Origin of the sequence: Cellulosimicrobium marinum (assembly GCF_020551945.1) — a bacterium.
Lineage (GTDB): Bacteria > Actinomycetota > Actinomycetes > Actinomycetales > Cellulomonadaceae > Cellulosimicrobium > Cellulosimicrobium marinum.
This window is the reverse complement of the sequence record NZ_JAJBZH010000002.1, coordinates 399,548-423,374: the sequence shown is the minus strand read 5'-3', so window position 1 is coordinate 423,374 and position 23,827 is coordinate 399,548. Positions and strand designations below refer to the sequence as shown.

The following is a 23,827-nucleotide window of genomic DNA, read 5'->3' as shown; positions in this document are numbered from 1 at the left end:
GGGTCAGCCGGTGACGGCTCCCGCGGTGAGGCCGGCGACGAGCCGGCGCTGCAGCACGAGGAAGACGAGGAGGATCGGCAGGGTCACGACGACGGTCGCGGCGAGCAGCACGCCCCAGTTCGTCATCCCGTCGATGTTCTGCAGCAGGGTGAGGCCGACGGGCAGCGTCATCTTGTCCGGGTCGTCGACGACGAGGAACGGCCACAGGTAGTCGTTCCACTCGGTGACGACGGACACGAGCGCCACGGCTGCGACGGTCGGGGTGCTCATCGGCACGACGAACCGCCAGAGCGTGCGCCAGTGGCCGGCGCCGTCGAGCTCGGCGGCCTCGAGGATCGAGCGCGGCAGCGTGAGGAAGTGCTGGCGGAAGAGGAACGTGCCGAACGCGCTCGCGAGGCCGGGGACGAGGATGCCCTGGTACGTGTTGAGCCAGCCGAGGCTCGCGACGAGGGTGTAGTTGGGGATGATCGTGATCTGCGGCGGGATCATGAGCGTCGCGATGACCAGCCCGAACACGACCTTCTTGAACGGGAAGTCGAGGAACACGAGCGCGTACGCGCAGCACAGGCCGAGTACGACCTTGAGCCCGGCGCCGACGACCGTCAGCCCGACGCTGTTCATGAGCAGCCGGCCGAGCGGGATCGACTCGGCCGCCTGCGCGTAATTGTCGAGGTTCACCTGCCCGGGGAGCCACTGCAGCGGGAGCTGGTACAGCTCGTCCGGCGTCTTGAGGCTGGCGAGGGCCATCCACACGAGCGGGAGCCCGAGGGCCACGGTCGCGAGGGCCATGACGAGGTAGCTGCCGACGGGCAGCCGGAGCGGACGACGGGACGTGGCGACGCTCATGAGTAGTGCACCTTCCGCTGGACGAACCGCATCTGCACCGCCGTCACCACGAGCAGCACGAGGAACAGCACGGTCGCGACGGCGGACGCGTAGCCCGCGCGGCCGTTGACGAAGCTCTCCTCGTAGATCGAGTACATGAGCGTCGTCGTGGAGCCGAGCGGGCCGCCCTGCGTCATCGCCTTGATGATGTCGAACGACTGCAGCGAGCTGAGCAGCATCGTCACGAGGAGGAAGAACGTGGTCGGCGTGAGGAGCGGCAGCACGATCGAGCGGAGCGTGCGGGCCGACGACGCGCCGTCGAGCGCGGCGGCGTCCTTGAGGTCCTTCGGGACCGACTGGAGGCCGGCGAGGTAGATGAGGGCGACGTAGCCGAGGTTCTTCCACAGGTAGACCACGATCGTCATGACGAGGGACCAGGGACGTTCGGTGTACCACTGCGGGGACGGCAGGCCGACGAGCCCGAGGAGCTCCTGGAGCAGGCCGTAGCGCGGGTCGAAGATGAACAGCCAGAGGATGCCGACGGCGAACCCGGAGAGCACGTAGGGCGCGAACGCGACCGTGCGCGCGAACCCGCGGCCCACGAGGCGGCGGTCGAGGAGGATCGCGAGCCCGAGCCCGAGGACCATCGCCCCGCCGACGGTCGCGACGGTGAACACGAGCGTCGTGGTCACCACGGTCGGGGTCGACGGCGCGGTGACCCACTCGACGTAGTTGCCGAGCCCGATGGGCCGCGCGACGGGCGAGCCGAGGTTCCACTGGAGGGTCGACAGGTAGAAGCTCTGCAGCAGCGGCCGGTACACGAAGACGAGCAGCAGCGCGAGGTTGGGCCCGGCGAGGAGCAGCGCCCACAGGAGCGCGGTGCGACGTCGGCGGGCGCCGAGGGTCCTGCGTCGCCCGGTCGCGGGGGGTGGCACCGGCGCGGGCGCCGGAGTGGTGGGCGCGCCGGGCGCCAGGAGGGTGTCGGCTGAGGTCACAGCGTTGTCCGCTCGAACGGGGATGGGTCGTCGGCCTCGCGGCCTCGGTCATCGTAGGGAGCGGCGCCGACCGCTTTGTCCCTGTTTGTCCACGGCCTGATCCAGGGTTCCGGAAGCGTTCACCGGATCGCACCCGCCCGGTCATCGCGCCGGTCGCGGACTTCACCGGGACGCCATGTCCGGTGGGCGTTCCCTCGTGGACCGGGGCAGATCGGGCAGACTGGGCGCGTGCCCGGATTCGCCGTCCTCGACCTCGAGACCACCGGGTTGTCCCCTCGCCTCGGCGACCGCATCGCGGAGGCGGCGGTCGTCCTGGTCGACGAGCGGGGTGCGGTCGAGGACGAGTGGTGCACCCTCGTCAACCCCGGCCGGGACCTCGGGCCCCAGCACGTGCACGGCATCGCCGCCGCCGACGTGGCCCTGGCCCCGCCGTTCCGCGACGTCGCCCCGGACCTGCTCCGGCTCCTGGAGGGCCGCGTGCTCGTGGCGCACAACGCGGCGTTCGACACCCGCTTCCTGCGCGCCGAGCTCGGCCGCGCCGGCGTGGTCGCCGCGATCGACCCGGTCGCGTGCCTATGCACGCAGCAGCTCGCGGGCCGCTACCTCACGGGGTCGCGGGGCCTCGCCGCGTGCTGCGCGGCCGTCGGCGTGGTGCACGACGGCGTCCACTCGGCCCTCGGGGACGCGCGCGCCACGGCGGGGCTGCTCGGGCACTTCCTCGACGTCGCGCGCGACGACGACTGCTGGGCGTCGGCCCGCCTGGCCGCCGACGGCGTGCGGTGGACCCTCCCGGCGTCGCTCGCGGTCGAGCCGGTGCTGCGGGGCGCCAGCCGCCGGCACGGGCACTGGCTCGCCGCGCTCGACACCCCGCCGCCCGGCATCCGCCCCACCACCCCGACCGCGGACGCGTCCGCACCGGGCACGGAGTACCTGCGCGTGCTCGACCTCGCGCTGCTCGACGGCTACGTGTCGCACGCCGAGCGCGCGGCGCTCCTCGACGTCGCCCGACGCTCGGGGCTCGACCGGGACGCCGTCGAGCGGCTGCACCGCGACCACCTCGCCGCGCTCGCCCGCGACCTGCTCGACGACGGCCCCGACGAACCCGCCGTCGTCGAGGCGCTCGCCGCGCACCCGGTGCTGCACGAGGCCGCCGGCCAGCTCGGCCTGGACGCGGACGACGTCGCCGCGGCGGCGCACGCCGCGCTCGGGGCGCGGCTCGTGGACGAGGCGAGCCCCGCCGTCGGGCAGCGGTCCCGGTTCACGCTCGCGGGGGGCGACGAGGTGGTCCTCACCGGGTCGATGCGCCGCACCCGGGCGGCGTGGGAGGACGCGGTGCGCGGCGCCGGTCTCGCGCCGTGGCCGCACGTCACCCGGCGGACGCGCCTCGTGGTCGCGGCGGACCCCGACACGCTCTCGACGAAGGCGCGCACGGCCCGGCGGTACGGCATCCCGGTGGTCACCGAGGACGCGTTCGAGCGCCTGCTCACGGGCGTGTCACGCTCGGCGTGAGGCCCGCCCCTGCGCCTCGGGCCGGGAACGGGGAGGCTGGGCCCATGAGCCCGGACGCACCCGTCGACGTCGACACCGTCCTCGACGAGCTGTACGCGCTGCCGCTGGAGCAGTTCGTCGTTGCGCGCAACGCCGCGTCGAAGCGGGTCAAGGCGTCGGGCGACACGGTCGGTGCGGAGCGTGTCGCGCGCCTGCCGAAGCCGACCGTCGCCGCGTGGGTGGTGAACCAGGTCGCGCGCGAGCACCCCGACGAGGTGGCCGCGCTCGTGACGATCGGCGACGAGCTGCGTGACGCGACGGACGACCGCGACCGCGGCCGCATCACGGCGCTCGACCGGCTGCGCCGCGAGCGCACCGAGGCCCTCGTCCGCGAGGTGCGCGACGCGGGCGAGGTCGCGGGACGCGCGGTGTCCGCGAGCGCCGTCGACCGTCTCGCGGAGACGCTCACCGCGGCCGTCATGGACGCGGACGCCGGCGCGCTCGTGCGGTCCGGGCGTCTCGCGCGGGCGCTGCAGCACGTCGGGTTCGGGATCCTCGACGAGGACGGCGAGCCCGCAGACGTCGTCGAGCTGCGCAGCGCCGCGACGGTGCGGCGGGCGAAGAAGGCCGGCCCCGGGGCGGACGACGCCGCAGACGTGCCGAGGTCCGCGGTGGAGGCGCCCGCCGCAGGGGCGGCGACCGACCCGGACGACCCGCTCGCGGCGGCCGAGCGCGAGGTCGAGGAGAGCGCGGCGGAGGTGGACCGCCGGGAGGCGGCCCGCGATGAGGCGGACGGCCGTGCGCGCGAGGCGGGCGACGCCGTCGGGCGTGCGGAGGAGGACCTCGGACGGATCGAGGACGAGCTCGCGCGCCTCGCGGACGAGCGCGACGCGGCGCGCGCGCGGCTGGAGGAGGCCAGGGAGGCGCACGCCGACGCCCGGGCGGTCCTGGACGCGGCCGACGACGCGCTGGGCGTCGCGGAGGAACGCGCGGCCGCAGCCCGCAAGGCGCGGCGGGCGGTCCGGCGCACGGGCTGACGGCGCCCTGCCTCAGGCGAGCAGCGTCTCCGGCGTCCCGAGGAACGCGCGCAGCGCCTCGACGACGAGCGCGTGGTCGTCGGCCTGCGCCAGGCCCGACACGGTGACCACGCCGACGACGCCCACGCCCTCGACCCGCACGGGGAACGCGCCCCCGTGGGCCGCGTACTCCTGCAACGGGAGCTGGTGCTGCTCCGTGAACGTGGTCCCCCGGGCCTTCGAGCGCAGCCCCACGAGGTACGACGACGCCCCGAACCGCTGCACGACCCGCACCTTGCGCTCCACCCACGAGTCGTTGTCGGGCGTCGTCCCCTCGCGTGCCGCGTGGAACACCTGCTGCGGGCCCTTGCGGACGTCGATCGTCACCGGCAGCTCGCGCTCGACGGCGAGCTCGACGAGGAGGCAGCCGAGCCGCCACGCGTCGTCGTGGGTGAACGCGGGGAGCACGAGGTCGCGCTCCTGCGCCTCCACGGTGGCGATGGTGGACGCGAGGTCGTCGGGCGTCGTCGTCATGCCGCCATCGTGGCACGCCTGTCCGTGGGGAGTGCTCCCCATCGGCCGGGAGGGCGTCGTCGGCTAGTGTCCCTCGTGGCGCCCGGGCCACGGGGCACCGACGACCCGCGCGGGCCTCCCGCGCCCGACGCCGACGAGGAGGACGCGTGAGCTCAGGCATGTGGGGCGCCGACGTCGCGGCCCTGCGCGCCCTCGCGCAGCAGATGGACACCGCGAGCGACACGCTGCGCGCGGTCGCGACGTCCGTCGGCCCGCGCGTGGCGCAGAGCCCGTGGTCCGGGCCGGACCGCTCGGAGTTCGTCGGGTCGTGGGACTCGGTCCTCGCCCCGCAGCTCACCTCGGTGGCGGACATGCTCGCGGGCCACGCGCAGACGCTCCAGGCCGACGCGGACCAGCAGGAGCAGTCGAGCACCGACTCCGGCGGACCGTTCGGCCCCGGTGGCCCGTTCGGACCGGGCGGGCCGTACGGTCCCGGCGGACCCGGGGGTCCCGGAGGGCCCGGTGGACCCGGAGGGCCCGGCGGTCCGGGTGCGGGCGGCGAGGCGGACGAGTGGTGGCTCGGGCTCCCCGGCTGGGTGTCCGACGCCGCGACGTGGGGCGGCATCGTCGCCGGCACCGGCGACTTCATCCTCTCCACGCTCGACGAGTTCGGCTTCGTCGCGAACGCGGGCAAGCTCGGCACGGCGTTCAGCGCCGCGGGCGGCCTGTTCTCCGCGATCACGCTCGCCGACGGCCTCGCCGAGGGCATCAACGGCATCATCGACGGCGACGGCTGGTCCATCGCCGACGGCGCCATCAGCACCGCGATCGGCGGCGCCGGAACGGCCGTCGCGATCGCGGCGCTCGCGTCCAACCCGGTCGGGTGGGGCGTCGCCGCCGGGATCGGCGTCGCCGGTCTCGTGTGGGGCGGACTCAACCTCCTCACGCCCGAGGGCATGGAGACGACCGAGTGGATCGGCGGCATGGCGAGCGACGCGTGGAACGCCACGACGTCGTTCGTCGGCGACGTCGGGTCGAACATCGCGGAGGGCGCGTCGACCGTGGCCGACGCCGCGGGCGACTTCGTCGACGACGTCACCTCGCCCGTCCGTACACTGTTCGGGTTCGGCTGAGCCCTGCCCTGACCGAGCACCCGCTACCCGCCGGAGACCCCTGTGACGAACCCCGCGATGCCGTTCACGTCGTTCGAGCTCGCCGCCCTCCTCACCTTCCAGAAGGGTGACGCCGCGACGCAGTCCGCGACGAGCCTGCGACTCACCGAGATCCAGGCGTCGCCCGAGGCGCGGCGCGCCGGGCTCTCCTCGCTGCTCGTCCGCGGCCTCGCGGTCGCCACGGACGGGCAGGTCGCGCCCGTCGGCAACGCGGGCGGGGTGAGCGGCGTCCTCACGGGCGCCGACCGGTGGGTCGAGGTCGGCATCGTCCGCCGCGACCGCACCGACGCCGCGATCCTCGTGGGGGTCGGCGGCAACGGCCTCCTCGTGAGCCCGCGCGGCCTCGACACGTGGGACGTCCTGCCCGTCCGGCCGGGGTCCGACCTCGTGGACGGCGGCGTCGACCTCGCCCGCCAGGGCGTCGAGGACGCCGGCGACGCGGCCGTCAGCGTGAGCGTCAAGGTCACGACCCGCACCGGGTCCGTCGCGGCCGCCGTGCACCGCGACGACGCCGGGACGTGGAAGGTCGCGACCGAGCCCACCGGGCCCGACGGCGCGCTGACCATCCAGGACGAGACCCTCGCCGACACCGCCGCCGCGCTCGACGCGCTGCGCACCGCGCTGCGATGAGCCACTACCCCGGCCAGGCCCCGCCTCCCCCGCCGCGCCGTGGGGGACGCACGCCCGAGGGCGCGATCCGCCTCGTCAAGTACTGGCTGCCCGTCATCGCCACGCTGTCCCTCGGCATCGCCGCCCTGCTCCTCGGCGGGCTCCTCACGGGTGCGTGGGAGGGTGAGGGCAAGAACGCCGCCCGCTGGTTCGGCGTCGTGACCGGCACCGCGCTCGGCGTCTTCGCGATCTGGGTCCGCGTCCTCGCCATGCGCAAGATCCGCTCCGGCGAGTACCCCCCGCGCTGACACGTCGGGGCGCCCCGGACCTGTCAGCACCCCGTCGACCCGGAGGTCGACCCGGCGCTGACAGGTCGGGACGCCCCGCTCCTGTGTCGTCCTCCGTCAGCCGCAGGTGAGCGCCGCGACGGGGACGTCGACCGTGCGGGAGGCGCCGCCGTCGGGCAGCGCGCCCGTGACGGTCACCGTGCCGGCCTCGACCGACGTGGCACGGGTCGCGAACGACTGGTACGCCGCCTTGCCGGGGGCGAGGTCCGCGACCGTCCGCGTGCCGAACGGCGTCGCGAGGGTCACGTCGACGGGCACGTCCTCACCGTTCGTCGCACGCACCGCGACGTAGGCCCTGCCCGCGAGGCAGCGGCTCTCCGCCGTGACCTGCGTGAGCTCCGGGCCCTGCGGCGCGCGGCTGAGCGTCACCCGGTCCATGACGCGCTCGGTCGCCGTCTCGTACGTCGTGATCGTCAACGCCTCGGGCGTGACGTCGACGTCGGAGTAGCTGGGCGTGCGCTCCTGCTCCCACCACGCCGTCCACGGCTTCTCGCCGTCGAACCCGTAGTACTTCGAGCCGCTCGCGGAGTTGCCCGTCACGTACAGCACCTGGTCGCCCTCGGGGACGAGCACGTCGCCCACGGCGGGCGTGGCCGCCGGGTCGACCGGCGTCGTGCCCTCCATGAGGTGGCTGCGCGTGTAGATGTGGTCGTGGCCCGCGAGGACCAGGTCGACGCCGAGCTCGCTGAACACGGGCGACAGCGCCTCGCGCAGCGCGACGACGTCGCGGTCGCGCGAGTGGAACGCCTGGCTGTACAGCGAGTGGTGGAACGTCACGAGCACCCACGAGTAGTCGTCGCCGTGCGTGCCGATCACGTCGCGCAGGAACGCCTCGTGCCCGGCGACGTCGGCCTCGCTCCAGTCGTTCGAGTCGATCCCGACGACGAGCATGTCGTTGTAGCCGTACCAGTAGTCGCGCCGCTGCTCGGCCGACAGGTTGGGCATGGCGAAGTGCTGGTCGTACAGCGCGCTCGCCGTGTCGTGGTTGCCGTCCTGCGTCGCGAACCGCAGCTCGCGCATCTGCCGCGGCGCGAGGAAGCCCGTGTACTGCTCGGCGCTGCCGGCGTGCTCCACCTGGTCGCCCGCCGAGAGGAGGAGCGACGCGTCCGGGTGGCGCGCCGTCATCGTGCCGAGGTTCTCCGCCCAGCGCGCGGCGTCGTTCGTCGCGTTGCCGCTCGCGCCGATCTGCGCGTCGCCGATGAACAGGAACGAGAACTCGTCCGCGAACGTGCCCGTGTCGAACGTCGCCGGCTCCGACCAGCCCGTCGCCGCCCCGCCCACGCGGTACGTGTACGCGGTGTGCTCCTCCAGGTCCGTGAGGGTGGCGTGGTGGTAGGTCGCGCCGTCGGCCGCCGTCCCGCTCGTGGCCGACGCCGACTCCGCGGCCGACCAGTCGATCTCGCCCTCGGCGGTGCGTGCGTCGGGACCGACCCACTGCACCTCGCCGGCGCCGGGCAGGGTCGAGAACCAGGCGACGTTCGCCTGCGTCTCGTCCGCGCCGACGTTGAGCGCGACGTCACGGACCTCGCCGTGCGTCGGGACGAGCGAGCGGACGTCGAGGTAGATGTCCGAGCTCGTCGGCGCGTCCTGGTAGAGCGCGACCGAGATCGTGTTCTCCCCCGCGCGGAACGCGTCCGCGGGCACCACGAAGGTGCCCGTCACCGGGTCGGTCCGGCTGTTGCCGTGGTACTGGAGGTTCTGCGTGATCTCGCGGTCGTCATCGCCGAGGCGCACGACCTCCTCGCCGTTGACGTAGACGATCGCGGCGTCGTCGTAGACGATCTCGCCCTCGAACGCCGGGACGTCGTCGAGCTGCGCCGCCGTGAGGTCCACGTCGGTGCGGAAGAAGAACGTCGGCACGTCCGTCGTCGTGCCGGGGAGGTACTGCGTGAGCAGCGTCGTGACGGGGAACGCCGCGCCGATGCCGGTGGGCTGGCCCCGCTTGGCGCCGAACGCGCCCGTGCCCGTCTTCCAGGCGGAGTCGTCGTAGGCGGTGGTCGTCCACACGCGCGGGTCCGGGTCGTCACCGGCGGGGTCGGTGTTGTCCTCGAGGTAGCGCCAGGTGGTGCCGCTCGTGCTGAGCAGGGACTCGTCGGCCCGGTCGGCCGCGGTCGCGGTGGTCGCGGTGGCGGTGGTCGCGGTCGCGGTCGACGCCGCGACGAGCAGGCTGCCGACGAGCGCGGCGGTCAGCGTCGAGGCGGTCGCGCGCGCGGGCACGCCGGACCGCCGGGAGGCAGGGAGGTTCATGGGTTCCTTCGCAGGTCAGGGGCCTGCACGGCGACGGGCATCGGACCACCGTGGCCGCGCGGACCCAGGGGAGGAAGCAGATGGGAAGCGCTGTCACCGTACGGAGGCGGAATGACCCGTACCCGTCGCACGGATGAACGCCGCGAGACGATCAGGTGGCGCATACGCCGGCCGGTGCGGCGGGGTCAGTCGCCGCGCGCGTGCCGCGTCGCACGGTCGTTCGCCCGCTGGATCGCGTCGACGAGCTCGTCCTTCGTCATCGACGACCGCCCGTCCACGTCCAGACGACGCGCGACGTCCAGGAGGTGCTCCTTCGTCGCGTTCGCGTCGACCCCACCCGCCGTCTCCGCCGTCGAGTCGAGCCCGCCCTCCTCGGCCCGCTCGTCCGACGGCCCCGGCTCCTGCTTCGGCTCCCAGTGGTCGCCGATCTTCTCGTGCGTGTGCTTGAGCGCCGCGAACGCCACCCGGCTCGCCCGCTCCGCCGAGCCGTACTGCTCCATCGCCGCGTCGTACGCCTTGGCGAACGTCCGCTGCGCCTTCTCGTCGGAGCGCTGCAGCGTGCTCGGGATCTCCGACTCCCTCGCGTCCCCGTCCCGCGTCGTCTTAGGCACCGTGCTCCTCCTGCCCGACGGCGCGCGCCGCCTTCGTCGAGCGTCCCGCCCCCCGCGGCCGCTCGCCACGTGGGAGCGGCGGCGGGAGCGGGCGGCGGGCGCGGTGCGGGCCTAGGCTGCCGGGATGTCGCGCGCGCTCGTGTTCCGAGGCCGGATCGCCGGGTGGGGCACCGCGTCCGGGACGCGCTTCGTCGTCGGCCGCTGGGACGTCACGCCCCTCGGCGGCTTCGCCGACGTCATGGTCGAACGGCCGGACGGCGAGCGTGTCCTGCTCGCACCGACGGCCGAGGTCGCCGACCTCGTCGGCTCGACGTACACCTTCGACCGCGTGGAGGTGGTCCCGGTGACCGTCGAGGGCGGCGAGGTCGACGACGGACCGGCGGGTCGCAGCGGCTCCGCGTGGCACGTGGCGGCGGGACCGCTGGAGGCGCGTGTCGCCGTCGGGCGCCGGACGACGCTCGGGCGTGTCCTGCGCGTGGTGCCCGACCGTGTGGCGGCGTCTCGGCACGTCACCGCCGTCACCGACCCGGTGGCGCGAGCGCTGCTGCACGGCGTGCGCACGCGCGGCAGCGCCGGGTCCGGGCGGACCGAGCACTACGGCGCGACCGACGTGCACGAGATCGACGGCGCCGTGACGACCTGGGGCGGCGAACCCCTGGGCGGCCTGGCGCCCGTGGACCCGCCGGTGCGGTTCGGCTTCGGCTCGACCCCGCGCCGCCCCGCCGTGACGGACGTCGTCACGACGATCGTCCTCCCCGCGCCCTGACCGACGGCACCGTCGCCGCAAGAACCCCGGCCCCGAGGTAGTACCGAGGTTCCCGAGGTAGTACCGAGGTCCCCGAGGTAGAACCGAGGTTCCCGAAGTAGTACCAAGGTTTCCGCGGGAGGACGGGGCGCCCGGGTGCGTGCGTCAGCGTTCGGCGTCGACCCGTTCCTCGCCGACGGACTCGCCCGTCGGGTCGTCGGCGAGCTCGTCCTCGAGCAGGTGCCCGCCGAGCGGGCCGTCGCTCACGCCGACGAAGCGCCACCCGGCCACCGGGTCGCCCTCCACCTCGACGAGCCCGGTGTTGGCGAGCGGCGTGTACGCCATCCGGTGCAGGTCGACGCCTTCCGCACGCGCCGACGCCCACGAGCGGATCGCCGCACCGTGCGACACCACGACGGCGGTCTCCCACCCCGCTCCGGCGACCTGCGCCACGGCGTCGTCGAACCGGTCGAGGAAGGTCGCGCCGTCGGGCCCACCGGGCATGCGCCGACCCAGGTCGCGCGCACCCCACGCGAACACGGTCTCGAGATAGGTCACGTGGTCCTCGTGCCGGCCCGACATCTCGAGGTCGCCCGCGTCGATCTCGCGCAGCCCGTCGAGCTCCACCGGGTCCAGCCCGAGGTGCTCGACGAGCGGCGCGGCGGTCTGGTGGGTGCGGACCAGCGTCGACACCGCGACCCCGTGCACCACGCGGTCCGCGAGCGCCTCCGGCACCGCGGCGGCCTGACGCGAACCGAGAGCGGTCAGGCCCGGCCCCGGCAGTGCCGTGTCGAGCAGGCCGACGACGTTGGACGGGGTCTGTCCGTGACGGACGAGCAGCAGGCGCATGGTTCTCCGGTTCGCGGGGGTACCCCCGCCACCCTACGACCAGACGAGCGTCTCGACCGTGAACGGGTTGAACCGCACCATCGGGTCGAGCGAGCCGGTGAGGGTCGCCCCGGTCACCGACTCGACGTCACCGTTGATCTCGATCACCAGCAGCGGCGAGCCCTCCGTCGGGGTGAACGTCACCGTGAACGTGGACATCTCGTCGTCCAGCTCGACGTCCCAGCGGTGCTCGCCCCACGTCGTCTCCACCGGGGCACCGACGGCCGGGACCGAACCCGTCGTGGGGCACGGCACCTCCGCACCGCTCACCTCGACCGGTCCGGTGTCCCCCGCACGAGCCAGACACTCCTCGACGACCTCCGCCAGGAACACGTCACGCAGCCGCACCTCCGCCTTGTCGAGGATCTCCTCGTACGTCAGCGGCACCGGGTCGGTCGCCTCCGCCGTCGTCGGGTCCTCGGCGACGGCCGACGACGCCCCGTCCGCCGCGCCGGCCGTGTCGGTTCCGGTCGCGCACGCGGACAGCGCCGCCGCCGCCGACAGACCGACGAGCACCGCGCCGAGCGACCTCCCGGCACGTCGACCTCCCGCGCTCGCCGGTCGTCCTGCGCCCCGTGCTCGTGTCGTCCTCATGTGCTTCCCCCTCGTGTCGTGTGCTGGGTGTCGTGTGTCGTGTGTCGTGTGTCGTGCGTCGTGCGTCGTGCGCTGGTCTCGGTCGGCCGGTGGCGTGACTCGCTCGCGCGGGCCGGACGCCCGCCGAGCACGAGGTTGATGTCGTTCTGAGCGGCAGAACGGCAGCAACCTCGTGGTCGGCGGCGAGCAGGGTCGTTCTCGGCGTACGTCAGGCGGCGCGGGTGCCCGACGGCGGGTGGTTCAGTCGAGCGTGTCGGTCACCAGGCGGGAGCGGGCTTCGTACACGCGCAACGGTTCGGCCGTGCTGGTGGTCGTGGCGGTGCCGGGCACGTCGGTCCACGTCGGCGACCCGGTGATGCGGAACTGGCCCGACCACGTCGTGGTCAGCCCGATCGCCACCGACTCCACCGGCTCGACGTACGTGTGGTGGACCGTGTGGTCCGGGTACGGCGCCCCCGGGTCGGTCGTGACCACGGGGTCCGTGCCGTCGGCGTAGTCCCACGCGAACGACTCAGGGGTCGCGCGGATCTCCACCCCGATACCCAGCAGCGTCGCCGCCAGGACCTGCGGCTCGTCCTGGGTGTAGGTGATCGTGGGGACGTTGACCAGGGTCCACCCGTCCGGCGGCTGCACCACCACCTGCGACGGGACGATCGGCAGGGACGCGAACTGCCGCTCGGCCTCGGCGAGCAGGTCCGCCGGGGACACGCAGTCGCCCTCGTTGAGGACCTCCTCCAACGTCCACGCCCCGACCGCACCGTCGGCGCCCACCGTGCGCGTCTGGCGGTACAACGGGTCCAGCGTGTGCTCGTCCTCCCCGCACTCCACCCCCGCCGTCGCGACCTCGGTCCCCTCCGCGCACGACTGCCGCAACACCTCCGCCGAGCCCGCCAGATCCACCGTCAGACACCGGCTCGCGTCCGCACGCCAGAACCGCTCCGTCGCCGGCCCGCCATCCGCACCCGCCTCGAACACACCCCCACCCCACGTCGCCCGCTCCGCTGCCTCGACGGTGACATTGTCGCGCTGAACATCTCCGGCGAGGCCATCTCCGTACTTGCCCTCGACCGCACCTGCATGCACTGGGTGGAGTATGAGGACGAAGGACGCTGTACCGGCGATGGATGCGGCAACGCCGCGCCTCACGCGGGAATCTCCGCGAAGCCAAAGACAACCCAGTCGCCATCGCGTACACCCATCTCTGCCCGGGCGGCGAAGGTCCGCTGGTCCTCGGCGTAGAGAATCTCGCCCCCGCGGCTCGCGATCTGGACAGGATCCTGAGTGACCTCAAGATCAAGAGGGAAGAGGCCCGTCAATTCGTCCTGCACGTAGGTCTCGCCAACCACGACACGGGTCTCGCCGCCCTCGAAGATGTCGCCGTCCTGGGCTCGCAAACTCGCGCTATCGAGCATGCCTTGACACGACTCGCACGCTTCGTGTGACATGGCTTCCCACTCGGCGGTGTCGCCGGTGGTCATGACGTACGGGTAGAGCTCGAGGAAGTACTCCGCGGCGGCGGCGGCGCCCTCGGCGTCGTGCTGGTCCATCGCGGCGGGACGCGCGGGTTTGGTCGGGCCGGTCTCGGTCGGCGTCGGCTCGGGCGTCTCGGTCGGCGTCGGATCGACAGTGCTGCTCGAGCTCGTCGACGTCTCGGGCTCGACCGGATCACCCGTGCACCCGGACACGACCAGACTCACCACCAGCACCGCCCCGGCAACCCGGAACCCCGCGTACCGGGCGCCCCGACACCCCGCGGCGACCGGACGACGTCGGGCACGACGCGACGAACGACCCACGAAAGGCATGACTTTCCCCCTGCGGCAGACCCCCTGCACGCCACCCGACCCGGACGACGCTGCACGAACTGCCCCAGAACCTAGCGAAACCGACCCCGCGACGGAACCCGTCCGCCCGCACTGTGGACAACAGTCGGCCACACCCGCCCGAGGAACGGCGAGCGGACGGACCGGCGTCGCGAGGGGTTCGCGCCCGGGGTCGGTGTCGGTACCGTCGTGCCGTGACGGACGGAGACGAGCAGTGAGCGCGGCGCGTGCCCTGGTGGTCGGCGGAGGGATCGGCGGCCTCGCGTCGGGGGTGTCCCTCGCACGGGCGGGGTGGGACGTCATCGTCCTCGAGCGGGCGCGGTCGCTCGACCCGGTCGGGGCGGGCATCGCGGTCGCGCCGAACGCGGTGCGTGCGCTCGGCGCGCTCGGTCTCGACGAGCCGCTGCGCGACCTCGCGACGTTGCAGGGCGAGGTCGGCATGCGTCGCCCTGACGGACGCTGGCTGGTGCGTGCGGACGCCTCCGACGCGGGCGCCCGGTTCGGCGACCGGACCCTCGTGCTGCACCGCGCACAGCTCGTCGACCTGCTCGCCCGCGCCCTGCCCGACGGCGCGCTGCGGCTCGGGGTGAGCGGCGCCGTCGTGCACCCGGGGGACGGGGGCGCGCCGGCCCGGGTGCAGGTGTCCGACGCAGCCCCGCCCGGCACGGTCGAGCCCGACGACGGCGTGCCCGTGAGCGAGGTGGAGGCCGACCTCGTCGTCGCCGCGGACGGCATCGACTCCCCCACCCGGGCCCGCTGGTGGCCGTACGCCCCGAGGCCGGTCCACGGCGGGTCGACGGCGTGGCGGCTCGTCGCGCCCGCCCCGCGCGGCGGCGTCGTGGGCAGCGAGACGTGGGGTCGCGGGATCGTCGTCGGCCTCGTGCCGCTCGCCGACGGGCGCGTCTACGCGTACGTGTCCGTCGCCGACCGCGCAGGCGTGCCCGTCACCTTCGACGCGCTGCGCGAGCGCCTCGCCCACTGGCACGACCCGATCCCCGAGCTGCTCGCGTCCGTCGACCCCGGGCAGGTGCTGCGGCACGACCTGCGGCACCTGCCCGCACCGCCGGCGACCCTCGCGACCGGTCGCGTCGCGCTCGTCGGGGACGCCGCCCACGCCATGCTCCCCAACGTCGGGCAGGGCGGCTGCCAGGCGATCGAGGACGCCGTCGTCCTCGGCGCGCACCTGCCCGTCCCGTCCGCCGGGCAAGGCGGTGGGGGCCCGACGTCGCGCAGCACCCACGCCGTCGAGGTCGCCACGGCCCTCCAACGCTGGTCCGCCGAACGTCGACCCCGCGTCGCCTCCGTCATGCGGCTGTCCGTGCAGGTCGCCGCCCCGACCCGCTGGACCTCACCGCTGGCCACCGGCGCCCGCGACGTCGGCGCCCGCCTCGCCGGCACGTGGGCCGCGTCCCTCGGCACCCGCGCGCTCGACGGCGTGATGGGCTGGCGACCGCCCCCGACCACCGACCGGTGAGACGCCCGCTCAGCCGACCGGCAACGGCGTGAGGACCGCGATCCGCCAGATCCCGCTCTCGTCGAGCAACTGGTACACGAACCGCTCCGACTCCAACGTGTCGTGGCGCCACGTCACGTCCGCCCACACGCTGTGCGGCGCCTGGGCGACGACCACGACCTCCGCCGTCATGCCCGCCACCTCCTCGTACTGGCCGAACGCCGACGCGAAGAACTCCGCCGTCTGCTCCCGGTCCGTCACCGGCAACGACCGTCCCGGGAACAGGATCAGCGCCGGCACCGCGTACAGGTCCGCGAGCGCCTGCTCGTCCCGGGCGAGCAGCGCCCGCCGGTAGCCGTCGAAGAACTCCCGCGTCCTCGTCGTGGTGTCCATCCGATGACGCTAGCCAGACGCCAAGTCCCTCCGCGAGCGCGCCCGGTGCGGCGAGTCCCGGTGTCGCTCCCCTCAGACTTCACCCGGCTCGACCTTGAATCCCGACATATTGCCTGGTGAGCTGCGTCCATGGAATCTGCCGTCGAAGCCGCGCTCCGCGTTCGGATCATCCAGTGGGTCCACGAGCGCGCCGAGGCGAACGGTGGATTCCTGCGCCGCGACGAACTGCTCGACTTCCACATCGACGGCCGCAAGCTCCCCGTGATCGATTACTCGCGCGGCATCCGCAACCCCCAGGCGTTCGGCTCTACCCTCTCCATCGTCAGCGTTGCCGACGGACCGTACGACGACACCGAGTCCGAGGACGGATTGCTCCACTACGCGTACCGCAAGGGCGACCCATGGAGCGGCGACAACCGCAAGCTTCGCCACGCGATGCAGAGCGGCATGCCGCTCATCCTGTTCCGCAAGGAAGTCAAGAACATCTACACCCCCGTCGCGCCCGTCTACGTTGTCGATGACGAGCCGGAGAGCCGGCAGTTCCTCATTGCCCTCGACGAGGCGTTTCGGTTCATCCCCGACGCACGCCACCTCACGACGCCCCAGCGTGAGTACGCACTCCGCCTTGCCAGACAGCGACTTCACCAGCCCGCATTCCGCACGCGTGTCCTCGTCGCCTATGAGACCCGGTGCGCCATCTGCGAGCTCAAGCACGGCGCCCTTCTCGACGCGGCCCACATCGTGCCGGACAGCGACGAGCGCGGACTCCCCACGGTGAACAACGGCCTTGCTCTGTGCAAGATCCACCACGCGGCTTATGACCAGAACATGCTCGGCGTCACCCCCGACGGCGAGGTCCGCATCGCCCTCGACCTGCTCGAAGAGATCGACGGGCCGATGCTCAAGCACGGGCTCCAAGAGATGCACGGCCATAGCATCACGCTTCCGCGTCGGCGCACCGACCGACCCGACCGAGAACTTCTCGCCTGGCGCTACGAGAGGTTCGGGCAGGTATCTGCTGCGGACCAGCGCTCTGTCGAACCCACGCCGAGGATCTGATCCGCTGAGCCCGTCGTGCTCGAACCCCGAGAAGGGTCCACGTCGCAGCCGGCCACGCGCCGTCGGGCACTCAGCGGGCGGCGGTGACGACGCCGAGCCGTCCGGCCGTGGGCTGGACGTCGTGGGTGTAGCAGTAGAACCCGGGGACGCGGGCGCGGTCGGACCGGAAGGTGACCTTGTTGAGCTGGCCGGCGCGGTTCGCGATGACGGACCAGGGCAGCGGTCCGCGGGCTGCGGCGTCGACGAGTTCCTGGAGGGCGGTGCTCGAGGTGTCGGCGTTGAGGAACACGGGGACGCCGTGGACGGTGGCGTGGACGACGGCGCCTCCGCCGTGGGTGGCGACGTCACCGAGCGTCGGCCGCCCGGACCAGGCGACGGACCGCAGGTAGGCGACGAGCTCGGCCTCGCTGAACGGCGACGCCGTGGTGCCGTGGCCGCGCCCGGACCCGCGCGGTGCGGCGGCCTGGTCGCGTTCGGCCTGGGAGTAGACGGCGTGCTGGTCGCGGGCGGCGGCGGGCGCGGCGCCGGCGTGGACGGCGCCGCGCAGGTCGTTGAGCGCGCGGGACGTCGCGGCGTACGCCTGGCCGACGTTGCCCGCCTCGTACGTGAGGGACCGTTCGCGCTTGACGCCGAGGGACGCGCCGACCTCGATGGCGTCCTGGTTGGCGCCCATGTAGAGGAAGGTCCAGCCGAACGTCTCCTCGCGCTCGGTGACGAGCGCCTTGATCGCGGCGTGCGTGTACTCCTTCGAGGCGTTCTCGTGGCCGTCGGTCATGATGCCGACGATGACGGTCGCGGGGCGCTGCTCGTCGGGGAGCTGGGCGATGCGCAGGGCGGTCGTCTGGACGAGGCGCCCGATGGAGTCGAGCAGGGCGGTCATGCCGCGCGGGCGCAGCTCGAGCGGCGGGACGTCGCGCAGGTCGAGGTCGGTGTAGACCTCCTCGTACTCGTTGTCGAACTGCGCGAGCGTGACGGTGCAGCGGCCGGGGGCTTCGCGCTGCTCGGACAGGAACAGGTCGAAGCCCTGCTCCGTCGCGGCCTTGATCGCCTGCATCGAGCCGGACCGGTCGAGCAGCATCGCGAGGTGGGTGAGGGTGTTGTCGGGCATGGCGGTTCCCTTCGTCGTGCTGCTGGGCGGGTGGCTGGAGAAGAGGGTGGTTCAGCTGCGGCGTCGGCGGAACCGCAGCGGTTCCGTGGACGACGGCGCGGCGGGCGGCGGGGTTCCTCGCTCCCGGTCGTAGCGGGCCCGGGTGACGCCCTCGGCCGAGACGCGGCCGTCGGGGCCGGAGTACCCGCCGAGCGACTGCGTGCGCCCGAGCCGCGGCGGCACGGTGTTCGGCGCGACGCCTGCCTCCTCGGCGACCGACCGCATCGACGACCCGGCGAGCAGCGCCTCGGCCATCGCCTCGTCGAGCGCCGCGTCGAGCAGGCCGCGCGCCCGTGCCAAGGGCTCCACCGCCTCTCCCGGCGCGGCCGACGACGCTTCGTCGAACGCCGCACGGGCGGCGTCGAGCCGAGGTCGGGGCTGTCGCTGCGGGTCGGTGGTCACGCCACCAGAGTATGTGCAGTAACTGCACGTGCGCAACGGGTGCGCAGAGGGTTTCACCCGCATCCGGGGGGAAAGCGGATCACTCGAGCACGGAGGGCAGCGGACCCAGCCGAGCCGTTCGACAGCACCGGTAGTGTCCAGCTCACCGTCTCCTGGACGGTCGGCGAGTCGGGGTCCGCCGTCGTCGAGCCCGTCACGGAGGACCGATGACCAACGCACGACCGACCGTGGCCGGACGGTCCCGGCACCTCGCCGGCCCGACGGCGGCCCTCGCCGTCGTGCTCGCGCTCACCGCCTGCACCCCGGGTTCCGACCCGGGAGACCGCACCACCGACGGCACGAGGGAGACGACGATGGACGGGACCCCTGCGAAGAACGGCACGGGCGAGGTGCGCTCGGACCTCGCCCCGCTGACGGACCGGTTCTCCGCGCTGGGGACCCCGGTGTCGGCGACGTGGTCGTCGGGCACGGTCGGCGACGAGGACGTCCCCGGCCCGACGACGTACTGGATCGACGCGGTCGTCGAGCTCGACCCGGCGGTCGCGCAGACCCTTGCGGACGAGACCGCGCCGCAAGAGACCTCTGAGCAGCCCGACGTCGTCGAGGGGATCGCGGGCGCGCTGCCGGACGGTCCCCTGCTCACCGGCCCGGCGCTCGACGCGCGGTTCGCCGAGTCGGGCTTCGTCTCGACGGCCTACCTCGACGTCGACGACGCGACCGTCGTGCTGGTATCCCTGGGCGAGTAGGTCTCCCCTGCAGAAGGGCCCCCGCATGACCGCCACCCCGACCAGCCCTACCCCCACGGGCCGCGTCGTCCTGCTCGGTGCGACGGGCTACACGGGCGAGCTGGTCGCCCGGGAGCTCGTGGCACGGGGTGCGCGACCGGTGCTGGCCGGGCGGTCACGACGAGGCCTGGTCTCGCTCTCCGCGGACCTCGCCAGGACAGGCCCGAACGACAGCAGCGGGGACCCCGGCGAACCGGAGCTCCTCGACACGGCGGTGGCGGACGTCGACGACCCGCGGACGGTGCGGGCGCTGGTGGGGCCGGGCGACGTGCTGGTGTCGACGGTCGGGCCGTTCCTGCGGCACGGCACGGCCGCGGTGGAGGCGGCGGTGGACGCGCGCGCGACGTACCTGGACTCGACGGGCGAGCCGGCGTTCATCCGACGGGTGGTTGAGGAGCACGGTTCTCGGGCGCGGCGGGCGGGGACGGCCCTGCTCACGGCGTTCGGTCACGACTGGGTGCCGGGCAACGTGGCGGGTGCGCTCGCGCTCCAGGACGGGGGCGCCGACGCGACGCGCCTGGAGATCGGCTACTTCCCGACGGGCGGCGGGACGAGCGGCGGGACGCGTTCCAGTGCGTTGACGACCGTGCTGGAGCCGTCGTACGCGTGGCGCGCCGGCCGGCTGCGCACCGAGCGCGTGGCGGCGCGGGTGGTGTCGTTCGACGTCGCGCCGGGGCGGCGGGTGCGCGGCGTCACGGCCGGCGGGACGGAGCCGTTCTTCCTGCCCGCGCTGGCACCGGGCCTGCGGGACGTCGAGGTCGCGATCGGGGTGTCGAGCCGGGTGCTGCCGCTCCTCCCCCTCGTCACCGGGTGCACGACGGCGGCCCTGCGGCTCCCGGGGGTCGGTCCCGCGGTGCGCCGGGCCGTGCAGGCGCGGGCCTCGGGGTCGGGCGGTGGCCCGGACGCCGCCCGGCGTGCGACGTCGCGCACGCACGTCGTCGCCGACGCACGCTCGGCGTCGGGCGAGCTGCTGCGCCGTGTGCGGCTCGACGGACCGGACGCCTACGACCTCACGGCCCGCTACCTCGCGTGGGGCGCGATGCGCGCCGCGGCGGGCGGCGTCCGCGCCACCGGCGCCCTCGGCCCGGTGCAGGCGTTCGGCCTCGACGCCCTCCTCACGGCGACACGCGATGCCGGGATGACGGTGACGGCTCGTTCGCCGACGTAGAACCTGGGTCACCGAGGGAGTATCGGGGGCCATGAACTGCGGTACTCCCTCGCGAACCCCGGTACTACCTCGCGGGCAGGGGCCGGGCGCGAGGTCGGTCAACGAGCGGCGAGCGCCTCGCGCAGGATGCGCACCGCCTTCGGCCCGACACCGTGCAGGGCGAGCAGGTCCGCGTCCGTGAGCCGGGCGACGTCGGACAACGACGTGAGACCCGCGGCGACGAGGGCACGGGTCGCCGGCCTGCCGATGCCGCTGGGCAGGCCGACGACCGGTGCGACGCCCGCGGTGCTCTCGACGACCCGGCGCGGCCCTTCCGCGTCGCCCTGATGGCTAAGCGCCTCCCGCGCGTGGTCACGGTCGTCGCGGCTCACAGCGGGATCGCCGTGACGGTCGCGCGGACCTCGGGCCGGAGCGCGACCTCCGGCACGATGTCGACGGGGCGGCCGAGAAGGGCTTCGAGCTCGACCTCCAACGCCCCGAGGCGCATGAGCCCGACCCCGTCGTCGAGGTCGACGAGCAGGTCGACGTCCGAGTCGGCGGTCTCGGTGCCCGACGCCACGGACCCGAAGACGCGGACGTTCCGTACCCCGTGCCGCGCCGCGGTGTCGACGATCGCGTCGCGGCGGAGCCCGAGGACCTCGTCGAGCACCGACAGGTGGTCGCGGGTGCGACCCGGAGGGGCTTCGTCGGACGCGGTCGCCCGGTCGAGCAGGCGTTTGACCTCCGGCTGGCTCCTGCCGATCGCGTCGGCGATGCGCCGCTGGCTCCACCCGAGGTCGGCTGCCTGGCGGGCTCCCCGTTCGAGGGTGGTGCGCGCCTCGTGGCGCAGGTGTTCCGCCCGGTCCCCGAGGGCCCCCAGGTACTGACGGAACGCCGCCTCGACGCCCGACTCCACCACCGCGACCACCTCCTGATAGGTGATGCTATCAGGGCGTCTCGACCCGTCGGCCGACCACGAGCCTGGTCGCAGACGAGCACGAGGTTGATGTCGTCATCGAGCTCAGGACGACATCAACCTCGTGCTCGGCGGGAGGCGGGTGTCAGCGACCGATGTCCGACAGCTCCGCCGCGGTGATGATGAGCTCGCGCTCGGACTCGACGAGCACGCCGTCCCACACGAGGTCCTCGGTGACGAGGCTCACGTGGTCCACGAACTCGCGGTGCGTGAAGTACTCGTCGTCCTCGGCGATGTGGTCGTTGACGGTGCAGCCCTCGCCGTCGTCGAAGTTCTCGACGGTGCTGTCGTGGCCGTCGATGACCACGGTGGGTCGCACGTCGGAGCCCGGGCAGCGGTCGCGGCGCAGCTCGAGGACCGTGAAGGTCACCTCGCCGGTCTGCGACACGTTGCCCGCGCCGTCGACGGCGCGGTAGCGCACCACGTGCTCGCCGTCGGCCGCGATGACGAACGGGGCGGCGTAGCGCTGCCACGTGCCGTCGTCGACCTGGAACTCCGTGCGGTCGACGCCGGACTCCTCGTCGACGGCCGTCAGGGTGACGGTCGCGCGGGTGACGTACTCGCCGTCGCGCGTCCGGCTGCCGCCGACCCCCGCGGTGACCTCGGGGCCCTCGGTGTCGCCGGTCTCGCCGCCCTCGAGCACGACGACGACGCTCACCGGTGCGGACACGTTCCCGGCGACGTCGGTCGCCCGGTAGGTCACGGTGTGCGCACCGGGGCTGCGCAGCGTGATCTGCCCCGCGTACGCGGTCCACTCGCCGCCGTCGACCTGGTACTCGACCGACGCGACACCGGAGTCGGCGTCGGTCGCGCGCAGCCGCAGGAACGCCGGGCCGAGGTACTCGCCCGCGTCGTTGCGCTGCCCGTAGACGCGGTGCTGGACGTCGGGGGCGACGACGTCGCTCCCGTCGGCCTCGACGACGTCGAACGTGACGGTCGCGGCCTCGGAGACGTTGCCCGCCTCGTCGGTCGCGCGGTACGCGAGGGTGTGCCGGCCGGGCTCGTCGACGACGACGGCCTCGGTGTACTCGGTCCAGCCGGCCCCGTCGAGGTCGTACTCGACGGACGCGACGCCGGATCCGTCGTCGGTCGCGGTGACCATGACGGACGCGGAGCCGACGTAGGCGCCGTCCTCGTCCTGGGTGCCGCTGATCTCGGTGCCGACCGTCGGTGCGGTGGTGTCGCCGGTGTCCTCCTCGACCACGGTGAACGTGGTGACGGTCTCCTCGGAGACGTTGCCCGCGGCGTCGGTGGCCCGGTAGACGAGCGTGTGCTCGCCGGGCTCGTCGACCACGACGGGCCCGGTGTACCCGGTCCAGCCGGCGCCGTCGAGGTCGTACTCGACGGACTCGACGCCGGACGCGTCGTCGGTCGCGGTGAGGGTCGCGGTGGCGGAGCCCACGAACGCGCCGTTCTCGTCCTGGGTGCCGCTGACCTCGGCGGTCACGGTCGGCGCGGTGGTGTCGTCCTCGCCGTCCTCCACGACGGTGAACGTCACGGAGCCGACCTCGGACACGTTGCCCGCGTTGTCCGTCGCGCGGTAGGAGACGGTGTGCTCACCCGGCTCGGTGAACGGCACGGTCGTCGTGTACGGGAGCCACTGGTCGCCCACCTGGTACTCGACGGACGCGACCCCGGAGCCGCCCTCCTCGTCGTGCGCGTGCAGCATGAACGCGGCGGTGCCGACGTAGGCGCCGTCCTCGTCCTGCTCGCCCATGACCATCGGCTCGACGACGGGGGCGGTGGTGTCCTCGACGACGTCGCCCTCGACCACGGTGAACGTCGCGGTCTGCGGCTCGGACGTGTTGCCCGCCTGGTCGGTCGCGCGGAACTGCAGCGAGTGCTCGCCCACGGCGTCGACGACGAACGGCTCGTCGTACGCCGTCCAGCCCGCGCCGTCGAGGTCGTACTCGACGCCCGCGACGCCGGAGCCGTCGTCCGTCGCGGCGAGGGTGACGGTCGCGCCGCCCACGTACGCGCCGTCGTCGTCCTGCTCGCCCGTCACCTGCGCGGTGACCGACGGCGCGGTGGTGTCCTCGCCGCCGCCGTCGTCGGTGACGACGAGCTCGCCCCACATCTCCCCGTGGCCGGGGATGGCGCAGAAGTAGCGGTACGTGCCGGGCGTGAGGACGACCTCGGCCTCGTGCAGCCCGCCGTTCGCGTCGAACGGGCTGGCGAGGATGTTGAGGTCGACGTCGTGGTTGTAGCCCGGCGTGGACGTGTCGAACGTCAGCGTGTGGCTCATGCCGAACGTGTTCCCCGTCGCGAGCGACGTTTCGAACACGATCGTCGCCGGGCCGGCGGTCGCCGTCGCGGGGAACTCCAGGTAGTCGCTGACGCTGTTGTCGGCGGTCCAGGTGAGCACCTGTTCCGCGGCGACCTGGGCGGCGGGGGCCGCGGGCTGCCCGACGGCGGCCGCGGGGGCGGTCGGCGTCGTCGCCGTCGCGGGGGCGACGGAGACGACCGTCGCGGCGGTGAGTCCCGCGACCACGGCGGCCGTGAGGCGCCGGGCGCGGTGGCGTCGGGCGTCGCCCGGGCCGGTTCGTCGTTCCATGGGTGTGCACTCCTCGTCGATGTGCAGGGATCGTGCGG

At 73.7% G+C, this 23,827-nt stretch carries 25 protein-coding genes; 10 read left to right on the top strand and 15 right to left on the bottom strand.

Annotated features, from left to right (window positions below):
* Positions 1 to 3 precede the first annotated feature (3 nt).
* Entirely contained in the window at positions 4 to 846 is an 843-nt protein-coding gene (locus LGQ04_RS05755) for a carbohydrate ABC transporter permease (protein WP_229242743.1), read from the bottom strand.
* Positions 843 to 1,820 carry a carbohydrate ABC transporter permease gene (locus tag LGQ04_RS05750; RefSeq protein WP_372469973.1) on the bottom strand — a complete coding sequence of 326 codons (978 nt, stop codon included), beginning with the start codon at positions 1,818 to 1,820 and terminating at the stop codon, positions 843 to 845. Before LGQ04_RS05750 ends, LGQ04_RS05755 begins: the two co-directional genes overlap by 4 nt.
* 228 nt (positions 1,821 to 2,048) lie before the next feature.
* Between LGQ04_RS05750 and LGQ04_RS05745 the strand changes: the two genes are divergently transcribed.
* Positions 2,049 to 3,329, top strand: a complete 1,281-nt coding sequence (locus tag LGQ04_RS05745; protein WP_229242742.1) for an exonuclease domain-containing protein — start codon at positions 2,049 to 2,051, stop codon at positions 3,327 to 3,329.
* A 44-nt stretch (positions 3,330 to 3,373) separates the two neighbouring features.
* The gene (locus LGQ04_RS05740) at positions 3,374 to 4,345 is read left to right on the top strand and encodes a hypothetical protein (RefSeq protein WP_229242741.1); all 972 of its coding nucleotides are present in this window, start codon (positions 3,374 to 3,376) and stop codon (positions 4,343 to 4,345) included.
* A 12-nt stretch (positions 4,346 to 4,357) separates the two neighbouring features.
* On the opposite strand, the gene LGQ04_RS05735 is transcribed toward LGQ04_RS05740, so the two are convergent.
* Positions 4,358 to 4,858: a heme-degrading domain-containing protein gene (locus LGQ04_RS05735; protein WP_229242740.1), complete on the bottom strand. Its 501-nt coding sequence runs from the start codon at positions 4,856 to 4,858 to the stop codon at positions 4,358 to 4,360.
* 146 nt (positions 4,859 to 5,004) lie between these two features.
* Between LGQ04_RS05735 and LGQ04_RS05730 the strand changes: the two genes are divergently transcribed.
* Genes LGQ04_RS05730 through LGQ04_RS05720 form a run of 3 tightly spaced genes read left to right on the top strand, consistent with a single transcriptional unit; the run spans position 5,005 to position 6,926 of the window.
* The gene (locus tag LGQ04_RS05730) at positions 5,005 to 5,970 is read left to right on the top strand and encodes a WXG100 family type VII secretion target (RefSeq protein WP_229242739.1); all 966 of its coding nucleotides are present in this window, start codon (positions 5,005 to 5,007) and stop codon (positions 5,968 to 5,970) included.
* A 42-nt stretch (positions 5,971 to 6,012) separates the two neighbouring features.
* Entirely contained in the window at positions 6,013 to 6,639 is a 627-nt protein-coding gene (locus tag LGQ04_RS05725) for a hypothetical protein (RefSeq protein WP_229242738.1), read from the top strand.
* Positions 6,636 to 6,926, top strand: a complete 291-nt coding sequence (locus LGQ04_RS05720) for a hypothetical protein (protein WP_229242737.1) — start codon at positions 6,636 to 6,638, stop codon at positions 6,924 to 6,926. Before LGQ04_RS05725 ends, LGQ04_RS05720 begins: the two co-directional genes overlap by 4 nt.
* Before the next feature lie 96 nt (positions 6,927 to 7,022).
* On the opposite strand, the gene LGQ04_RS05715 is transcribed toward LGQ04_RS05720, so the two are convergent.
* Together LGQ04_RS05715 and LGQ04_RS05710 are read right to left on the bottom strand one after the other, a co-directional pair.
* Positions 7,023 to 9,212 (bottom strand): purple acid phosphatase family protein, encoded by a 2,190-nt coding sequence (locus LGQ04_RS05715; RefSeq protein WP_229242736.1) that lies wholly within the window; start codon positions 9,210 to 9,212, stop codon positions 7,023 to 7,025.
* Between the two features lie 185 nt (positions 9,213 to 9,397).
* Positions 9,398 to 9,823 carry a ChaB family protein gene (locus LGQ04_RS05710; RefSeq protein WP_229242735.1) on the bottom strand — a complete coding sequence of 142 codons (426 nt, stop codon included), beginning with the start codon at positions 9,821 to 9,823 and terminating at the stop codon, positions 9,398 to 9,400.
* Between the two features lie 124 nt (positions 9,824 to 9,947).
* Between LGQ04_RS05710 and LGQ04_RS05705 the strand changes: the two genes are divergently transcribed.
* Entirely contained in the window at positions 9,948 to 10,589 is a 642-nt protein-coding gene (locus LGQ04_RS05705) for a hypothetical protein (protein WP_229242734.1), read from the top strand.
* A 144-nt stretch (positions 10,590 to 10,733) separates the two neighbouring features.
* On the opposite strand, the gene LGQ04_RS05700 is transcribed toward LGQ04_RS05705, so the two are convergent.
* The 4 genes from LGQ04_RS05700 to LGQ04_RS05685 all read right to left on the bottom strand — a co-directional run bounded on the left by LGQ04_RS05700 (position 10,734) and on the right by LGQ04_RS05685 (position 13,747).
* Positions 10,734 to 11,417 (bottom strand): histidine phosphatase family protein, encoded by a 684-nt coding sequence (locus LGQ04_RS05700; protein WP_229242733.1) that lies wholly within the window; start codon positions 11,415 to 11,417, stop codon positions 10,734 to 10,736.
* Positions 11,418 to 11,450: 33 nt separating this feature from the next.
* Positions 11,451 to 12,050, bottom strand: coding sequence for a hypothetical protein (locus LGQ04_RS05695; RefSeq protein ID WP_229242732.1), 600 nt, complete (start codon positions 12,048 to 12,050; stop codon positions 11,451 to 11,453).
* Positions 12,051 to 12,290: 240 nt separating this feature from the next.
* Entirely contained in the window at positions 12,291 to 13,133 is an 843-nt protein-coding gene (locus LGQ04_RS05690; RefSeq protein WP_229242731.1) for a hypothetical protein, read from the bottom strand.
* 59 nt (positions 13,134 to 13,192) lie between these two features.
* Entirely contained in the window at positions 13,193 to 13,747 is a 555-nt protein-coding gene (locus tag LGQ04_RS05685; protein WP_229242730.1) for a DUF6318 family protein, read from the bottom strand.
* Between the two features lie 340 nt (positions 13,748 to 14,087).
* Here LGQ04_RS05685 and LGQ04_RS05680 point away from each other — a divergent pair, with 340 nt between their 5' ends.
* Positions 14,088 to 15,347 (top strand): FAD-dependent monooxygenase, encoded by a 1,260-nt coding sequence (locus tag LGQ04_RS05680; RefSeq protein WP_229242729.1) that lies wholly within the window; start codon positions 14,088 to 14,090, stop codon positions 15,345 to 15,347.
* Positions 15,348 to 15,356: 9 nt separating this feature from the next.
* On the opposite strand, the gene LGQ04_RS05675 is transcribed toward LGQ04_RS05680, so the two are convergent.
* Positions 15,357 to 15,719 (bottom strand): DUF6841 family protein, encoded by a 363-nt coding sequence (locus LGQ04_RS05675; protein WP_229242728.1) that lies wholly within the window; start codon positions 15,717 to 15,719, stop codon positions 15,357 to 15,359.
* A gap of 129 nt (positions 15,720 to 15,848) precedes the next feature.
* Here LGQ04_RS05675 and LGQ04_RS05670 point away from each other — a divergent pair, with 129 nt between their 5' ends.
* A complete protein-coding gene (locus LGQ04_RS05670; protein WP_229242727.1) occupies positions 15,849 to 16,778 on the top strand; it encodes an HNH endonuclease in 930 nt (309 codons plus the stop codon).
* 70 nt (positions 16,779 to 16,848) lie between these two features.
* Here the strand turns inward: LGQ04_RS05670 and LGQ04_RS05665 are convergent, their stop codons facing one another.
* Both LGQ04_RS05665 and LGQ04_RS05660 read right to left on the bottom strand, forming a co-directional pair.
* A complete protein-coding gene (locus LGQ04_RS05665; RefSeq protein WP_229242726.1) occupies positions 16,849 to 17,886 on the bottom strand; it encodes a vWA domain-containing protein in 1,038 nt (345 codons plus the stop codon).
* A 51-nt stretch (positions 17,887 to 17,937) separates the two neighbouring features.
* Entirely contained in the window at positions 17,938 to 18,327 is a 390-nt protein-coding gene (locus tag LGQ04_RS05660) for a hypothetical protein (RefSeq protein ID WP_229242725.1), read from the bottom strand.
* 206 nt (positions 18,328 to 18,533) lie between these two features.
* Here LGQ04_RS05660 and LGQ04_RS05655 point away from each other — a divergent pair, with 206 nt between their 5' ends.
* Together LGQ04_RS05655 and LGQ04_RS05650 are read left to right on the top strand one after the other, a co-directional pair.
* Positions 18,534 to 19,073, top strand: a complete 540-nt coding sequence (locus LGQ04_RS05655) for a hypothetical protein (RefSeq protein ID WP_229242724.1) — start codon at positions 18,534 to 18,536, stop codon at positions 19,071 to 19,073.
* A gap of 25 nt (positions 19,074 to 19,098) precedes the next feature.
* Positions 19,099 to 20,280 (top strand): saccharopine dehydrogenase family protein, encoded by a 1,182-nt coding sequence (locus LGQ04_RS05650; protein ID WP_229242723.1) that lies wholly within the window; start codon positions 19,099 to 19,101, stop codon positions 20,278 to 20,280.
* A gap of 98 nt (positions 20,281 to 20,378) precedes the next feature.
* Here the strand turns inward: LGQ04_RS05650 and LGQ04_RS05645 are convergent, their stop codons facing one another.
* From LGQ04_RS05645 to LGQ04_RS05635, 3 genes are all read right to left on the bottom strand, one after another.
* Entirely contained in the window at positions 20,379 to 20,651 is a 273-nt protein-coding gene (locus LGQ04_RS05645; protein ID WP_229242722.1) for a helix-hairpin-helix domain-containing protein, read from the bottom strand.
* The gene (locus LGQ04_RS17675; protein WP_229242721.1) at positions 20,648 to 21,187 is read right to left on the bottom strand and encodes a nucleotidyltransferase family protein; all 540 of its coding nucleotides are present in this window, start codon (positions 21,185 to 21,187) and stop codon (positions 20,648 to 20,650) included. Before LGQ04_RS17675 ends, LGQ04_RS05645 begins: the two co-directional genes overlap by 4 nt.
* Before the next feature lie 133 nt (positions 21,188 to 21,320).
* A complete protein-coding gene (locus tag LGQ04_RS05635) occupies positions 21,321 to 23,789 on the bottom strand; it encodes an OmpL47-type beta-barrel domain-containing protein (RefSeq protein WP_229242720.1) in 2,469 nt (822 codons plus the stop codon).
* Positions 23,790 to 23,827 lie beyond the last annotated feature (38 nt).

Bases quoted from the DNA above. Each gene is read 5' to 3' on its own strand.
- LGQ04_RS05695 (WP_229242732.1), bottom strand. From the start codon at position 12,050: ATGAGGACGACACGAGCACGGGGCGCAGGACGACCGGCGAGCGCGGGA.
- LGQ04_RS05635 (WP_229242720.1), bottom strand. From the start codon at position 23,789: ATGGAACGACGAACCGGCCCGGGCGACGCCCGACGCCACCGCGCCCGG.
- LGQ04_RS05735 (WP_229242740.1), bottom strand. From the start codon at position 4,858: ATGACGACGACGCCCGACGACCTCGCGTCCACCATCGCCACCGTGGAG.
- LGQ04_RS05705 (WP_229242734.1), top strand. From the start codon at position 9,948: ATGTCGCGCGCGCTCGTGTTCCGAGGCCGGATCGCCGGGTGGGGCACC.
- LGQ04_RS05720 (WP_229242737.1), top strand. From the start codon at position 6,636: ATGAGCCACTACCCCGGCCAGGCCCCGCCTCCCCCGCCGCGCCGTGGG.
- LGQ04_RS05755 (WP_229242743.1), bottom strand. From the start codon at position 846: ATGAGCGTCGCCACGTCCCGTCGTCCGCTCCGGCTGCCCGTCGGCAGC.
- LGQ04_RS05655 (WP_229242724.1), top strand. From the start codon at position 18,534: ATGACCAACGCACGACCGACCGTGGCCGGACGGTCCCGGCACCTCGCC.
- LGQ04_RS05675 (WP_229242728.1), bottom strand. From the start codon at position 15,719: ATGGACACCACGACGAGGACGCGGGAGTTCTTCGACGGCTACCGGCGG.
- LGQ04_RS05740 (WP_229242741.1), top strand. From the start codon at position 3,374: ATGAGCCCGGACGCACCCGTCGACGTCGACACCGTCCTCGACGAGCTG.
- LGQ04_RS05665 (WP_229242726.1), bottom strand. From the start codon at position 17,886: ATGCCCGACAACACCCTCACCCACCTCGCGATGCTGCTCGACCGGTCC.
- LGQ04_RS05650 (WP_229242723.1), top strand. From the start codon at position 19,099: ATGACCGCCACCCCGACCAGCCCTACCCCCACGGGCCGCGTCGTCCTG.
- LGQ04_RS05715 (WP_229242736.1), bottom strand. From the start codon at position 9,212: ATGAACCTCCCTGCCTCCCGGCGGTCCGGCGTGCCCGCGCGCGCGACC.
- LGQ04_RS05700 (WP_229242733.1), bottom strand. From the start codon at position 11,417: ATGCGCCTGCTGCTCGTCCGTCACGGACAGACCCCGTCCAACGTCGTC.
- LGQ04_RS05670 (WP_229242727.1), top strand. From the start codon at position 15,849: ATGGAATCTGCCGTCGAAGCCGCGCTCCGCGTTCGGATCATCCAGTGG.